Origin of the sequence: Actinomadura sp. GC306 (assembly GCF_004348665.1) — a bacterium.
Classification (GTDB): domain Bacteria; phylum Actinomycetota; class Actinomycetes; order Streptosporangiales; family Streptosporangiaceae; genus Spirillospora.
Genome location: NZ_SMKM01000171.1, coordinates 1 through 14,526 on the forward strand (window position 1 = coordinate 1; position 14,526 = coordinate 14,526).

The following is a 14,526-nucleotide window of genomic DNA, read 5'->3' on the forward strand; positions in this document are numbered from 1 at the left end:
CATCTCCACAGCCCCCCGCCGACATCCCACCCCCATTCGCCGCGCCGACGCGGCGGTGAAAGGAGCACGACCGATGAAGGTCGACAAGATAGGCCGGATCGCGGCGGGTGCCGTGGCGGTCGCGCTGGTGACCGCGTCCTGTGCCAGCGATCGTTCGGGCGACGACGGGGTCTCCTCCGGCGGCTCGGACGGCAAGAAGGCCGCCTCCGCCTTCGGGACGCTCGCGTCCCCGTGCGGTCCGGGCGACGCCAAGGGCAAGACCGACCAGGGCGTCACCGACGAGCAGATCACGATCGGGTTCGGCGACGACCGCGGCTTCCCGTCCGCGCCCGGCCTGTCCAAGGAGATGGGCGACGCCGTCAGCGCCATGATCGAGTGGTGCAACGAGCAGGGCGGCATCAACGGGCGCGAGATCAAGGGCAACCAGTACGACGCCGCCTACATGCAGTCCGCGAAGGTGATGCAGGAGGCGTGCAAGCAGGACTTCTTCCTCGTCGGGCAGGGCTTCGCGATGGACGAGGCCGCCGAGCAGCACCGGGTGGCGTGCAAGCTGCCGACGGTCGCCGGCTTCACGGTCGGCCCGAACGCCGCGATGGGGCCGATGAAGTACGAGGCCGTCCCGTACCCGGTGGACCTGATGAACATCGCCGGGCTCCGCATCGCGGAGCAGCTCTTCCCCGACTTCAAGGAGAAGACGGACATCCTGCTGTCCACGTCGCCCGCCGTCAGCGCCGGCACCAACAAGATCACCGGCGCGATGAAGGAAGTCGGCATGGAGCCGATGGAGTGCGGCGTCCGGCTGAACGACAAGGGCGAGAGCAGCTACATGCCGTTCGCCGAGAAGATCAAGGACTGCGGGGCCGGGTACCTGTGGTCGTCCGACTCGCCCGACCCCGGGCAGTTCAGCCTGCTGGAGTCGATCGAGCGGGCGGGCGCCGACCCGAAGTACATCTTCGAGGCGACCTGGTACAGCCAGGCGGTCTCCGGCTGGAACAAGTCGGGCACCGGTGACGGCATGCACATCGGCATGATCTTCCAGCCGCTGGAGAACGCGGACAAGGTCCCCGCGGTCAAGCAGTACGTGGACCTCGTCACGGAGAAGAAGGGCAAGGTCGCCCTGCTCGGTATGCAGGCCACCTCGTCGTTCCTGCTGTGGGCGCAGGCCGCGGACAAGTGCGGCTCGGACCTGACCCGGCAGTGCGTGATCAACGAGCTGGCCAAGGTGCACGAGTGGACGGGCGGCGGCCTGCACGCGCCGACCGACCCGGGCGCCAACAAGCCCGCGTCGTGCGGGCTGATGGTCAAGCTCACCGGGACGAAGTACGAGCAGATCCACCCGAAGGCCGCCGGCGAGTTCCAGTGCGGCCCCGAGTTCGTCGTGGAGATCGACGAGAAGAACTGGGGGACGAAGCTGAACGGCGACCGCATCTCGACGAAGTTCCTGACGGACGACGTCATCAAGCCCCAGTCGTCCTGACCGGGCCCGGCACCGGCGGCGACCACATGACGGTGAGCACATGACGACGTTCCTGACCTACACCATCCTCGGCCTCGTCCTCGGGTCGGTGTACTTCATCGCGGCCTCGGGGCTCGTCCTGACCTACAACACCTCGGGCATCTTCAACTTCGCCCATGGTGCTCAGGCGATGTTCGGCACGTTCCTGTACTGGCACTTCACCGAGCGGTGGGGGTGGCCGGTGTGGCTCGCGCTGGTCATCGTGATCGGGCTCGTCGGCCCCGCGATGGGCGCCGCGCTGCACACCGCGATCATGCGGGGCCTGCGCGGCACCGCCGACGTCACGAAGATCATCGTGACGGTGGCGGTGCTGCTCGGCACCGTGTACCTGGCGCAGTGGATCTGGAACCCCGACGAGGCCCACACCGTGGACATGTTCTTCGGTGCGGGAGCGAAGATCACCGTGGCGGGCGTCGTGGTCCGGTACCACGAGATCGTCTGCCTGGTCGCCGCCGTGGCCATCGCCGCCGGGCTGCGGGTGCTGTTCACCCGCAGCCGGGCCGGCGTGGTGATGCGGGGCTCGGTCGACGACCCCGACCTGCTGCGGCTGAACGGCCACGACCCGGAGCGGGCGGCGATGCTGTCGTGGGCGCTCGGCTCGACGCTCGCGGTCCTCGCGGGCGTGCTCATCGTGCCGATCAGCGGCGGCGGGCTCGACGCGAACATGCTGACCCTGCTTGTGATCGACGCGTTCGCCGCGGCGATGTTCGGCCGGCTGCGCAGCATCCCCCGCACGCTCGTGGGCGCGATGGTGCTCGGCCTGGCCGCCAACTACGTGCTCGCCTACCTGCCGTCGGCGGGCACGTTCACCGGCAACCTGCGCGTCTCGCTGCCGATGATCGTGCTGTTCGTGGTGCTGGTGGTGCTGCCCCAGGACCGGCTGCGCGGCGCCGCGGTCCGGACCCGCGAGCGGTACCGGGTGCCGACCGTCCGGGCGGCGGCGGTGTGGGCGGCCGTGCTGGTCGCGGTCGTGTACCTGTACAGCCGGCTGCTGTCGGACGGCGCCGTCTCCACGTTCGCGCTCGGCATGACGTTCGCGATCGTCGCGCTGTCGCTGACCGTGCTGACCGGCTACGCGGGCGAGCTGAACCTCGCGCCGCTGGCGTTCGGCGCGGTCGCGACCGTCGTGGCCTTCCACACCGGCGTGGAGGGCACCGGACTCTCGTCGTACATGAGCGTCCGGGGGCTGGTGCTCGGCGTGGCGGTGGCGGCGCTGGTCGGCGGGCTTGTCGCGCTGCCGGCGCTGCGGCTGCGCGGCCTCTACCTGGCCCTCGCGACGATGGCGTTCGGCGAGTTCCTGTCGAACATGGTCCTGCGCGACACCACCGAGCACGAGCTGTTCGGGTTCACGTTCACGCTGTTCCCGGACGGCTCGCTCGTCGTCCCGCCGCTGAAGGCGGGCCCGCTCGACCTGCGGGACGGGACGGCGTTCCTGATGACCGCGACCGTCCTGTTCGCGCTGATCGCGGTCGGGCTCGCCGCCCTCCGGGGCAGCGGGTACGGGCGGCGGCTCGCCGCGATGAAGGACAGCCCGGCGGCCACCGCGATGCTCGGGCAGAACCTCGTCCGGCTGAAGCTGAGCGTCTTCATGATCTCCGCGGCGATCGCGGGGCTGGGCGGCGTGCTGATGTCGGCCGCGCACGGCACCGTCGCGCAGGAGAGCTTCTCCTTCATCGGCAGCCTGTCGCTGCTGATGCTGGTCGTGGTGGCGGGCATCGGCTACCTCAGCGGTGCCCTGGTCGGCGGCCTGCTGGCGGGCGTGGGCGCGAGCGTCCTGGTGGCGACGTTCGGCGAGCTCGCGCTGGAGAGCGAGGGCATGGGCAACATCTACGACGCGCTCGGCCATCTCGTCCTGGTCGGGACGGCGCTGCTCGGGATGGGCGTCGGCCGGAACCCGAGCGGGATCGTCCACGACGTCATCGAGGGGTACCGCGCGATGCGCGGCGCCAAGCCCCTCCTGTACGGGGCGGGGGCGTTCGGCGCGGTCCTGTACGTCCTCGCGCTGACCGGCGTCATCGGGACCTGGACGTTCGCGCTCGTCGCCCTGTGCACGGTCATGCTCCTCCCCGTCTTCGGCCGCATGTACCTGGACGAGGGGCGGCGCGACCGTCCGGCCCCGCTGGAACTGGCCGGCCTGGACGAGCCCTACACCGAGGAGCTGCGGGCACGGCTCGACCGCGAACTCGGCCTGCCGGTCGCTGCGAAGGGAGCCGTCGATGCCTGAAGGGAAGACCCTGCTCGAAACGCGGGGCGTCACCGTCCGGTTCGGCGGCAACACCGCCGTGGACGACGTCGGCGTCACCATGGCCGAAGGGGAGATCACCGGGCTGATCGGCCCGAACGGGGCCGGCAAGACCACGTTGTTCAACACCATCACCGGCCTGCAGAAACCCGCGTCCGGCCAGGTGCTCCTGGACGGGGACGACATCACGCGTCTGTCCCCGTCCAAGCGCGCGCGGCGCGGCATGGCGCGGACGTTCCAGCGGCTGGAGCTGTTCCTGTCGCTGTCGGTACGTGACAACGTGCGCGTCGCCGGCGACATCCTGCGCAGCACCGGCCGCAGGAAATTCGACCTGAACGAGCGGACCGACAGCGTCCTGGAACGCACCGGCCTCACCGACATCGCCGACCGCGACGTGTCCGACATCCCCATCGGGCGGGCCCGCGTGGTGGAGGTGGCGCGCGCGCTGATGACCTCGCCGCGCCTGCTCCTGCTCGACGAGCCCGCGTCGGGCCAGACCGACGCCGAGACGGCGGTGTTCGGCGAGATGCTCACCGGCCTCGCCGCCGAGGGCCTCGCGATCTGCCTCGTCGAGCACGACCTGCCGCTCGTCATGCAGCTGTGCTCGACCATCCACGTCCTCGACTACGGCGCGCTCATCGCGTCCGGCACCCCGGCGGAGATCAAGGAGTCGCCGGACGTCATCGCCGCCTACATCGGCACAGAGGAGGCCGCACATGAGTGAGGTGGTCCCGCAGCCGCGCACGGCTGGCGACGACACGGCGGGCGACGACACGGCCGCCGCCCCGGCGGAGCCGGTGCCGCTGCTGGAGCTGGCAGGCGTCCGCGCGGGCTACGGCGCGATCGAGGTGCTGCACGGCGTCGACCTGGCGCTGCGGCCCGGTTCGCTGCTGGCGCTGCTCGGCCCGAACGGCGGCGGCAAGTCGACGACGATGCGGGTGTGCGCGGGCCTGCACCCGGTGTCCGGCGGCGAGCTGCGGTACGCGGGACGCAAGGTCAACGGCATCTCCGCGCAGGCCGCCGCCCGCCTGGGTGTCTGCTCCATCCCGGAGGGCCGCGGCATCTTCCCCAACCTGACGGTGCGGGAGAACCTGTGGGCCGCCACCGGGACGGGCGCCCGCCTGGCGGACCTGGAGGAGAAGGCGTACGACCGCTTCCCGGTCCTCGGGGAGCGCCGCCGCCAGCTCGCCGGATCGCTGTCCGGCGGCGAGCAGCAGATGCTCGCGCTGGCGCGCGCGCTCGGCACCGACCCGGCGGTGCTGCTGCTCGACGAGCTGTCCATGGGCCTCGCCCCCATGATCGTGACCCGGATGTACGAGACGGTCGCCGAGCTGGTCGCGGGCGGCCTGTCGGTGCTGGTCGCGGAGCAGTTCGCCCGCGCCGTCCTGCCGATCGCCGACACCGCCGCGCTGATGCTGCACGGGCGCGTGGCGGCGGCCGGCCCGCCCGGCGAGATCGAAGACCGGCTGTCCAGCGACTACCTGGGAGGTTGACCATCATGCGCACGGAGGAAAGGCGCCGGCGGTTCACGGACGACGTGGCGCGGCAGAAGCTCAGGACCGACCGGTTCCGCTTCGACGGGGTGCTGCGCGTCGCCGGCGCCGTCGCGATGGTCGCCGGGGTCGCCGGCGTCTTCATCGCCTACAACGTCTCGCTGGCCAAGGACGACATGCGGGACGTGGGGTCGCTGCAGACCCTCGCGCTCGGGTTCCTCGCGGTGACCGTCGCCGGCGCGGCCCTGTACCTGGCCGCCGCGGTCACCCGCGTCCTGCGGCTGTGGCTGCTGCGGCAGCTCATGGAGCAGCAGGCCCAGGCCGACCAGATCGCCGCCGCGCTGCGCGACCGAGCGTGACCGAGCCGCTCCCGGTCAGCGGGATGTCCGGAACGCCCGGACATCCCGCTGTTCAACGTCGAGTCCAGATGGAGGACGCCGAATGAACGACCCGAAGCCCGACGTGTTCGCCCCGGCGAGACTGGGGCCCGTCACGCTGCGGAACCGCGTCGTCAAGGCGGCGACGTACGAGGGGCTGACCAAGGACGGCCAGGTCACCGACGCGCTGATCGACTTCCATGTCCGGCACGCGCGCGGCGGCATCGGGATGACGACCGTCGCGTACTGCGCGGTCGCGCCGGAGGGCCGCACCGACCGCCGGCAGATCCACTGGCGGGACGAGGCCCTGCCCGGACTCCGCAGGCTGACCGACGCCGTGCACGCCGAGGGAGCGGCCGTCCAGGCGCAGATCGGGCACGCCGGCCCGGTCGCCAACCCCAAGAGCAACAAGCTGCCCGCGCTCGCACCCAGCCGCCACTTCCACCTGACGACCCAGACCGTCGCCAAGGCCGCCACGCACGCCGACCTGGCGCGCATCGTCGAGGCGCACGGGCACGCGGCGCGGAAGGCGATCGAGACCGGCTTCGACGCCGTCGAGATCCACATGGGGCACAACTACCTGACGAGCGCGTTCCTCAGCCCGAAGCTCAACCGCCGCGACGACGAGTACGGCGGCTCGCTGGCGAACCGCGCCCGGCTGGCGCGCGACATCGGCCGCGCCGTCCGCGACGCCGTCGGCGACCGCATCGCGATCACCGCCAAGCTGAACATGGACGACGGCGTGCCCGGCGGGTTCTGGCTGGACGAGGCCATCCAGGTCGCCCGGTGGCTGGAGGTGGACGGCTCGGTCGACGCCCTCCAGATGACCGCCGGAAGCTCCCTCCTCAACCCCATGTACCTGTTCAAGGGCGACGCGCCGCTGCACGAGTTCGCGTCCGTCATGAAGCAGCCGACCAGACTCGGGATCAAGCTCGTCGGCAGGCACTTCCTGAAGTCCTACCCCTACGAGGACCTCTACCTGCTCAGGGACGCCCGCCAGATCCGCGCGGCGGTGAAGCTGCCGATGATCCTGCTCGGCGGCGTCACCGACAAGGCGGGCATGGACACCGCCATGGCGGAGGGCTTCGCGTTCGTCGCGATGGCCCGCGCGCTGCTGCGCGAGCCCGACCTGATCAACCGGATCAAGGACGAGCCCGCCACCGAGTCGCTCTGCATCCACTGCAACAAGTGCATGACCGCGATCTACGGCGGCACCCACTGCGTCCTCTCCACCGAACCGCCCTGGGGCAGCCCGCGCACGTGACGCGGCGACCGCTGCCCGAGCCGGCCGCTGGTAGGCGCTCCACCCCGCCCCGCCGTTCCGCTGGACGGGCACGACTCGACTCTCCGATGCCGCCCGTCCGCACCCCTCTCGACCTGGACGTCCCGCTCAGCAGGACGGGGCCGGGGCCGCTCCCGGTCAGCGGGATGCCCGGACCCGCCGGGGCGTCCGGCTGATTAGCGTCGGGGGCGCGGTGCCGGGTCCGGAAGGGGAGGCGAGGAGCGGGAGTGCGCGACGAGACGATCGCGGGAATGCTGCTGGCGCGGCTCGGTGACCACCGGCCCGGCCTGCGCAGCCGCGAGCGGACCTGGACGTGGGACGCGGTCGTCCGGGAGAGCGCGGCGCGCGCCTCGCTGGCGCGCGAGCTGCGCCGCGACGGGCCGTTCCACATCGGCGTGCTGCTGGAGAACGTCCCCGAGTACGTGCTGTGGCTGGGCGCGGCGGCGTTGAGCGGCGCGACGGTCGTCGGCGTCAACCCGACCCGGACCGGCTCCTACCTGGAGCAGGAGGTCCGCCACACCGACCTCCAGCTCCTCGTCACCGACCGGGCCGGGCTGGACCTGCTGGACGGCCTCGACATCGGCGTCCCCCGAGACCGTTTCATCCTGATCGACGACGACGGCTACCCGGCCCGGATCGAGGCGCACGCCTGCGAGCCCACCGCCGACGCCTCGGTCACCCCGGCGACGCAGATGCTCCTGCTGTTCACGTCCGGGACCACCGGAAAATCGAAGGCCGCCCGCTGCTCGCAGGGCAGACTCGCCGAGCTGGGCCGCAACAACAGCGCCAAGTACGACGTCAAGCGCGACGACGTCTGCTACTGCCCGATGCCGCTGTTCCACGGCAACGCGCTGATGGCGCTGTGGGCGCCGTCCCTCGCGGTGGGCGCGACCGTATGCCTGACCCCCAAGTTCTCCGCCTCCCAGTTCCTGCCGGACGTCCGCTTCTACGGTGCGACGTTCTTCACCTACGTCGGCAAGGCCATCGGCTACGTCCTCGCCACTCCGGAACGTCCCGACGACGCCGACAACACGCTCACCCACGGGTTCGGGACGGAGGCGTCCCCCGAGGACAAGGCCGAGTTCCGCCGCCGCTTCCGCGCGCCCCTCGTCGAGGGCTACGGCTCCAGCGAGAGCGCCGGCATGATCAAGCGGGACCCGGCGACGCCGCCGACCGCGCTCGGCCGGCCCGCGCACGACGGCGTCCGGATCGCCGACCCGGAGACGCTGGAGACCTGCAAGCCCGCCGTCCTGGACGAGCACGGCCGCGTCACCAACGCCGAGGCCGCCGTCGGCGAGATCGTCGACGTGCACGGCGCCGCGAAGTTCGAGGGCTACTACAAGAACCCGGAGGCCGACGCCGAGCGCGTCCGGCACGGCTGGTACTGGACGGGCGACCTCGGCTACGTCGACGGCGACGGATTCCTGTACTTCGGCGGCCGGTCGGGCGACTGGATCCGGGTGGACTCGGAGAACATCTCCGCCCTGCTCACCCAGAACGTGATCCGCCGCCACCCCGCCGTCGTGGACGCGGTCGCGTTCGGCGTCCCCGACCCGCGCGCCGGCGACCAGGTGATGGCGGCGATCGAGCTCCCGCCCGGCACCGCGTTCGAGGACCTTGGATTCGCCGCGTTCCTCGCCGCCCAGGACGACCTCGGCACCAAGGGCGCGCCGCGCTTCGTCCGCGTCTCGCACGCGCTGCCGACGACCGGCTCGGGCAAGCTCAGCAAGAAGGAGATGCAGCTCGAAGGCTGGCGTACCGGCGACCCGGTGTACCGGTGGGCGACCAGGGGGGCGCCCGAGTACGCATTGATGACTGAGGCCGACAAGGCGGTGCTGCACGCCGAGTTCGCCGCCGCCGGACGCCGGCGTTTCCTCCCTTGACCACTGGCCCTGAACACGGAAGGTGTCCATGGATCTGCGTGAGACCCCGGCGCACGAGAAGCTGCGCGCGGAACTGCGGGCGTACTTCGCGGGCCTGCTGCCCGCGGACGTGCGGCGCCGCGCCGGTGAGCAGGGCGTCGGCGGCGACCGGTTCCGCGAGATCGTCAAGATGCTCGGCGACGACGGCTGGCTCGGCTACGGCTGGCCGGTCGAGTACGGCGGGCAGGGCAGGTCGGTCGCCGAGCAGTACGTGTTCTTCGACGAGGTCCAGCGGGCCGGGCTGCCGTTCCCGTTCGTCACCGTCAACACCGTCGGCCCGACGCTGATGCGCTTCGGGACGGACGAGCAGAAGCGGCGGTTCCTCCCGGGCATCCTGTCCGGCGACATCGTGTTCGCCATCGGGTACACCGAACCGGACGCCGGCACCGACCTCGCGTCGCTGCGCACCCGGGCCGTCCGCGACGGGGACGCGTTCGTCGTCGACGGCAGCAAGATCTTCACCAGCGGCGCCAACACCGCCGACCACATCTGGCTCGCCGCCCGCACGAACCCGGACGCGCCGAAGCACAAGGGCATCTCGATCCTCATCGTCCCGACCGACGCCGAAGGGTTCTCCTGGAGCCCGATCCAGACGGTCGGCGGGATGGTGGTGACGGCCACCTACTACAACGGCGTCCGGGTGCCCGAGACCGAGGTGGTCGGGGACGTCGACGGCGGCTGGGGCCTGATCACCACCCAGCTCAACCACGAGCGCATCGGGCTGGCCGCGCTCGGTGGCCGGATGATCCGGCTGTGGGAGGACGTCCGCGACTGGGCCCGCGAGAACGGGGTCATCGACCTGCCCTGGGTGCGCCGCGACCTCGCCCGCACTCACGCGAAGCTGGAGGCGATGCGGCTGATGAACTGGAAGATGACCATGGCGGTGGAGGCGGGCACGCTGACCGGCGCGCAGGCCGGCGCAGCCAAGTCCTACGGGACCGAGACGCATATCGACGTCCAGCGGACGCTGACCGGCGTCCTCGGCGCGGCCGGGCGGATCCGGCCCGAGTCGCCGGGCGCCGTGCTGCACGGCCAGATCGAGCAGCTCTCCCGGCAGGGCATCGTGAACACCTTCGGCGGCGGCGTCAACGAGGTGCTGCGCGACATGGTCGCCGTCCAGGGCCTGGGCCTGCCGAGGTCGAGGCGGTCATGAGCGATCCCGGCTACGAGGACAGGCTGCAAGCCTGGGTGGGCCGCGAGCTGCTCACCCTCCGCCCCGGGCAGGACCCGGTGAACGTCCCCATGATCCGCCACTGGGTGGAGGCGATGGAGGACGAGAACCCCGTCTACCTGGACGAGGACGCCGCCCGCGCCACCGGCCGCGACGGCATCGTGGCGCCCGCGTCGATGCTCCAGGCGTGGACGATGCGCGGATACGCCGCGTCTGTCTCCCCGGACGCCGGACGCACCGGCTCCGACGAGTTGACCGACCTGCTCGCCGAGGGCGGCTACACCTCCGTCGTCGCGACCGACTCGGAGTTCGAGTTCCACCGCGAGCTCGTCCCCGGCGACCACGTCGGCGTGGAGGAAACGCTGGAGGCGATCTCCCCGGAGAAGAAGACCGCGCTCGGACCGGGCCGCTTCATCAGCACGGTCCGGACGTACCGGGACGCGTCCGGCGAGGTGGTCGCGACGCAGCGGTGGCGGATGCTGCGCTTCCGCCCCGCGGAAAAGCCCGAGCCCAAAGCGCTGCGGCCGCGGCCCGCGATCAACCACGACAACGAGTTCTGGTTCGCCGCCGCCCGCGAGCACCGCCTCGTCATCCAGCGCTGCGCCGACTGCAAGTCGCTGCGGCACCCGCCCGGCCCGTGCTGCCCGCAGTGCGGCTCGTTCGGCTGGGACACCGTCGAGTCGGCGGGCGAAGGCCACGTCTACACCTACGTGGTCAACCACCACCCGCGCCACCCGGCCTTCGACTACCCGCTGGTCGTCGCCGTCATCGAACTCGCCGAGGGGACGCGGCTGATCGCCAACATGACGGGCGTCGAGCCCGCGGACGTCGAGATCGGCATGCCGGTCGTCCTCGACTGGATCGACCCGGACCCCGACCTGTCCCTGCCGGTCTTCCGCCCGGCCGCCGCCGCAGAGGAGAGCTGATGGACTTCACCCTGGGGGAGGACCTGGAGGCCGTCCGGGACCTGGCCCGGCAGATCTTCGCCGACCACGCCACGCAGGAGCGGATCAAGACCGCCGAGCAGTCTGGGACGGGCCTCGACGCCGCGCTCTGGACCGCGCTGGCGGACGCGGGCCTGCTCGGCGTCGCGCTGCCCGAGAGCGCAGGCGGCGCCGGCCTCGGCATCGGCGGGCTCGCCGTCCTGCTGGAGGAGCAGGGCCGCGCCGTCGCCCCCGTGCCGGTCTGGCCGGCGGTCGTCGCGGCGCTCACCCTCGCCGAGGCCGGCCGGCGCGACCTCCTCCCCGCGCTCGTGGACGGAACGGAAAGGGCCACGCTCGCGCTGGAGGAGTTCGCCCCCGCAGCCGACCCCGCCGCACCGCGCTGCACCGCCGTCCGAGAAGGGGACGGCTGGCTGCTGACCGGCACGAAGGCGGTCGTCCCGGCTGCGTCCGGCGCGTCGCACGTCCTGGTCGCGGCCCGCTCCGAGGACGACGGGCCGGGCCTCTACCTCCTCGACCCGTCCGCCGGTGGGACGTCCTGGGAGCCCGCCGGGACCACCGCCCACGACGGCGCCGCGCACCTCACCCTCGACGGCGCCCCCGCGCAGGCGCTCGGCGCCGAGGCCCTCGCGTCGGCCCTGCGCCTCGCCCGCGTCGCGCTCGCCGCCGTGCAGGTCGGGGTGGCCGAAGGCGCGCTCCGCCTCGCCGCCGGTCACCTCACCGACCGCGAGCAGTTCGGGCGGCCCCTCGCCGCGTTCCAGGCCGTCCAGCACCAGCTCGCCGACTGCTACATCGAGATCGACGCGATGCGGGTCTGCCTCTGGCACGCGGTCTCGCTGATCGCCGCCGGGCAGGACGCGGAGACGGCCGTCCTCGTCGCCAAGTGGTGGTCGGACGAGGGCGGGCTGAACGTCGTCCACCGCGTCCAGCACCTGCACGGCGGCATCGGCGTGGACGTCGACTACCCGGTGCACCGCCACTTCCTGTGGGGCAAGCAGATCTCCGGCACCCTCGGCGGCGCGTCCGCCGGCCTCGAACTGCTCGGAGCGGCCCTGTGATGAAGCACGCGAAGCGCTACGACGACGTCGCCGTGGGGGAGGAGCTCCCCGAACTGCGCATCCCGCTGACCCGCACCATGATCGTCGCGACTGCCATCGCGAGCCGCGACTACCAGGACGTCCACCACGACCCGTCCCTCGCGGTCGAACGCGGCTCCAAGGACGTCTTCATGAACATCCTCACGACCAACGGCCTCGTCGACCGGTACGTCACCTCGTGGGCGGGCCCCGCCGCCACCGTCAAGGCCATCAAGATCAGGCTCGGCGCGCCGAACTACCCCGGCGACACGATGGTGCTCACCGGCACCGTCAACGCCAAGCACGACGACCGCCGCGTCGAGATCGCCGTGCGGGGCGTCAACGAACTCGGCCCGCACGTCACCGGCACGGTCGTCGTCCAACTGCCCGGGAGCGACACATGAGCGTCCTGCCCGGCGCCGCCGCGATCGCGGGGATCGGTGCCACCGAGTTCTCCAAGGACTCCGGCCGCAGCGAGCTGCGGCTCGCCTGCGAGGCGGTGCTCGCCGCCGTCACCGACGCGGGGCTCCAGCCGTCCGACGTGGACGGCATGGTCACCTTCACCGCCGACACCAACTCCGAGATCCACATCGCCCGCAACCTCGGCATCGGGGAACTGTCGTTCTTCTCCCGCGTCGGGTACGGCGGCGGCGCGGCGTGCGGGACCGTCCAGCAGGCCGCGATGGCCGTCGCGACCGGCGTCGCCGAGGTCGTCGTCTGCTACCGCGCGTTCAACGAGCGGTCCGGCACCCGCTACGGCCTCGGCCAGGCCGACCGGCCCATCGACGTCAGCGCCGACCGCGCCGCCTACTCGTGGATGACCCCGTTCGGCCTCGCCACCCCCGCCCAGTGGGTCGCCATGTTCGCCCGCCGCTACATGCACGAGTACGGCGCCACCAGCGAGGACTTCGGCCGCATCGCCGTCGTCGACCGCGCGCACGCCGCGAAGAACCCCGCCGCGTGGTTCTACGACCGTCCCATCACCCTGGACGACCACCAGGCGTCCCGCTGGATCGCCGAACCCCTCCGCCTCCTGGACTGCTGCCAGGAGAGCGACGGCGGCCAGGCCCTCGTCATCGTCTCCGCCGAACGCGCCCGTGACCTCCCGCACCCGCCCGCCCTGATCTGGGGCGCCGCGCAGGGATCGGGCAACGACCAGCACATGATGACGAGCTACTACCGCTCGGAGATCACCGGCATCCCTGAAATGGGGCTGGTGGGACGGCAGCTCTACGCGCAGTCGCGGCTCACCCCCGCCGACGTCCAGGCCGCGATCCTCTACGACCACTTCACGCCGCTCGTCCTGCCGCAGCTCGAAGAACTCGGCTTCTGCGCCAAGGGCGAGGCCAAGGACTTCGTTGCGGACGGCAACCTCGGACTCGGCGGGCGCCTCCCGACGAACACCCACGGGGGCCAGCTAGGCGAGGCGTACATCCACGGCATGAACGGCATCGCCGAGGGCGTCCGCCTCGTCCGCGGCACCTCGGTCAACCAGCCGGGCGGCGTCCATAACGTCCTGGTCACCGCCGGCACAGGCGTCCCGACCAGCGGCCTGATCCTGGGGGCTTCCGGATGAGCGAATGGCGCGGCCGCCACCTCGGCACGAAGACCGTCTCCTACGACGACACGCGACCCGTCCTCTACGCCCTCGCCGTGGGGGCGAGCGCCTCCGACCTCGACCTCGTCTTCGAGGAGCGGCTCCGCGTCCTCCCGACGTTCGCCCTGACCCTCGCCCAGTGGGCACCGGACGCGCTGGGCTCCGCAGGGGCCTTCGACACCACGACGGCCGTCCACGGCTCGCAGCGCCTCCGCGTCCGCAAACCCCTGCCCCGCTCGGGCTCGGTGGAGATGTCCGCCCACGTCGCCGAAGTCTGGGACAAGGGCTCCGCGGCCGTCTTCGAGGTCGCCGTGGAGAGCCCGTACTTCGAGGCCACCTGGTCGCTGTTCGCCCCGGGTTCCGGCGGCTTCGGCGGCGACCGGGGCCCATCCTCCCGCCGCCGTCCCGAGACGGAGCCCGACGGGGCGCTGACCGTGGCGACGTCCCTGAACCAGGCCGCCCTCTACCGCCTCCTGGGCGACCGCCACCACTTGCACATAGACCCGGAAGCGGCGAAGAAGGCCGGAATGCCGCGCCCCATCATGCACGGCCTGTGCACCCTGGCCGCGGTCACCCTCCCGCTGGCCGAGTCGCTGGGCGCCCACCCGGCCGACCTGCTCGAACTGGAAGGCCGCTTCGCCGCCCCCGTCTTCCCCGGCGACGTCCTGCACCTGGATACCTGGAAGGAAGACGACACGACCCTCGCCGAAGCATCGGTGAACGGCAAGCCGGTGATCACCGCAGCCCGAGCCCGTTTCGTCTGAGCCGTCAGGCGGGCATCCGGGCCCAGACGATCTTCCCTTCACCGGTGGCGGAGTGCCGGGTGCCGGTCTCCTTCGCGTAGGCGGAGATGATGGCCAGGCCACGGCCGTTCTCGGCCATGGGAGCCGGGGTGCTGGGGATGGGGAG

13 protein-coding genes are annotated in these 14,526 nt (G+C 71.9%); all 13 read left to right on the forward strand.

What is annotated here, in order from left to right:
* Positions 1-73 precede the first annotated feature (73 nt).
* The 13 genes from E1200_RS21910 to E1200_RS21970 all read left to right on the forward strand — a co-directional run bounded on the left by E1200_RS21910 (position 74) and on the right by E1200_RS21970 (position 14,381).
* A complete protein-coding gene (locus tag E1200_RS21910; protein WP_131953932.1) occupies positions 74-1,477 on the forward strand; it encodes an ABC transporter substrate-binding protein in 1,404 nt (467 codons plus the stop codon).
* Positions 1,478-1,517: 40 nt separating this feature from the next.
* On the forward strand, positions 1,518-3,740 hold the full coding sequence (locus E1200_RS21915) for an ABC transporter permease (protein ID WP_131953933.1): 2,223 nt from the start codon (positions 1,518-1,520) through the stop codon (positions 3,738-3,740).
* Complete coding sequence (locus E1200_RS21920; RefSeq protein ID WP_131953934.1) at positions 3,733-4,482, forward strand: ABC transporter ATP-binding protein; 750 nt, start codon at positions 3,733-3,735, stop codon at positions 4,480-4,482. The genes E1200_RS21915 and E1200_RS21920 overlap by 8 nt, the downstream gene beginning before the upstream one ends.
* Positions 4,475-5,251: an ABC transporter ATP-binding protein gene (locus E1200_RS21925; protein ID WP_131953935.1), complete on the forward strand. Its 777-nt coding sequence runs from the start codon at positions 4,475-4,477 to the stop codon at positions 5,249-5,251. Before E1200_RS21920 ends, E1200_RS21925 begins: the two co-directional genes overlap by 8 nt.
* A gap of 5 nt (positions 5,252-5,256) precedes the next feature.
* On the forward strand, positions 5,257-5,610 hold the full coding sequence (locus E1200_RS21930; protein WP_131953936.1) for a hypothetical protein: 354 nt from the start codon (positions 5,257-5,259) through the stop codon (positions 5,608-5,610).
* Between the two features lie 82 nt (positions 5,611-5,692).
* Entirely contained in the window at positions 5,693-6,892 is a 1,200-nt protein-coding gene (locus E1200_RS21935; protein WP_131953937.1) for an NADH:flavin oxidoreductase, read from the forward strand.
* A gap of 245 nt (positions 6,893-7,137) precedes the next feature.
* Entirely contained in the window at positions 7,138-8,793 is a 1,656-nt protein-coding gene (locus E1200_RS21940; protein ID WP_131953938.1) for an AMP-binding protein, read from the forward strand.
* Between the two features lie 28 nt (positions 8,794-8,821).
* Positions 8,822-9,985 (forward strand): acyl-CoA dehydrogenase family protein, encoded by a 1,164-nt coding sequence (locus E1200_RS21945; protein ID WP_131953939.1) that lies wholly within the window; start codon positions 8,822-8,824, stop codon positions 9,983-9,985.
* On the forward strand, positions 9,982-10,929 hold the full coding sequence (locus E1200_RS21950) for a bifunctional MaoC family dehydratase N-terminal/OB-fold nucleic acid binding domain-containing protein (RefSeq protein WP_131953940.1): 948 nt from the start codon (positions 9,982-9,984) through the stop codon (positions 10,927-10,929). The genes E1200_RS21945 and E1200_RS21950 overlap by 4 nt, the downstream gene beginning before the upstream one ends.
* On the forward strand, positions 10,929-12,002 hold the full coding sequence (locus E1200_RS21955) for an acyl-CoA dehydrogenase family protein (protein WP_131953941.1): 1,074 nt from the start codon (positions 10,929-10,931) through the stop codon (positions 12,000-12,002). Before E1200_RS21950 ends, E1200_RS21955 begins: the two co-directional genes overlap by 1 nt.
* Positions 12,002-12,424 carry a MaoC family dehydratase gene (locus E1200_RS21960; RefSeq protein WP_131953942.1) on the forward strand — a complete coding sequence of 141 codons (423 nt, stop codon included), beginning with the start codon at positions 12,002-12,004 and terminating at the stop codon, positions 12,422-12,424. The genes E1200_RS21955 and E1200_RS21960 overlap by 1 nt, the downstream gene beginning before the upstream one ends.
* Positions 12,421-13,596: a lipid-transfer protein gene (locus E1200_RS21965; protein WP_131953943.1), complete on the forward strand. Its 1,176-nt coding sequence runs from the start codon at positions 12,421-12,423 to the stop codon at positions 13,594-13,596. Before E1200_RS21960 ends, E1200_RS21965 begins: the two co-directional genes overlap by 4 nt.
* Entirely contained in the window at positions 13,593-14,381 is a 789-nt protein-coding gene (locus tag E1200_RS21970) for a MaoC/PaaZ C-terminal domain-containing protein (RefSeq protein ID WP_131953944.1), read from the forward strand. Before E1200_RS21965 ends, E1200_RS21970 begins: the two co-directional genes overlap by 4 nt.
* The last annotated feature ends 145 nt before the right edge of the window (positions 14,382-14,526 follow it).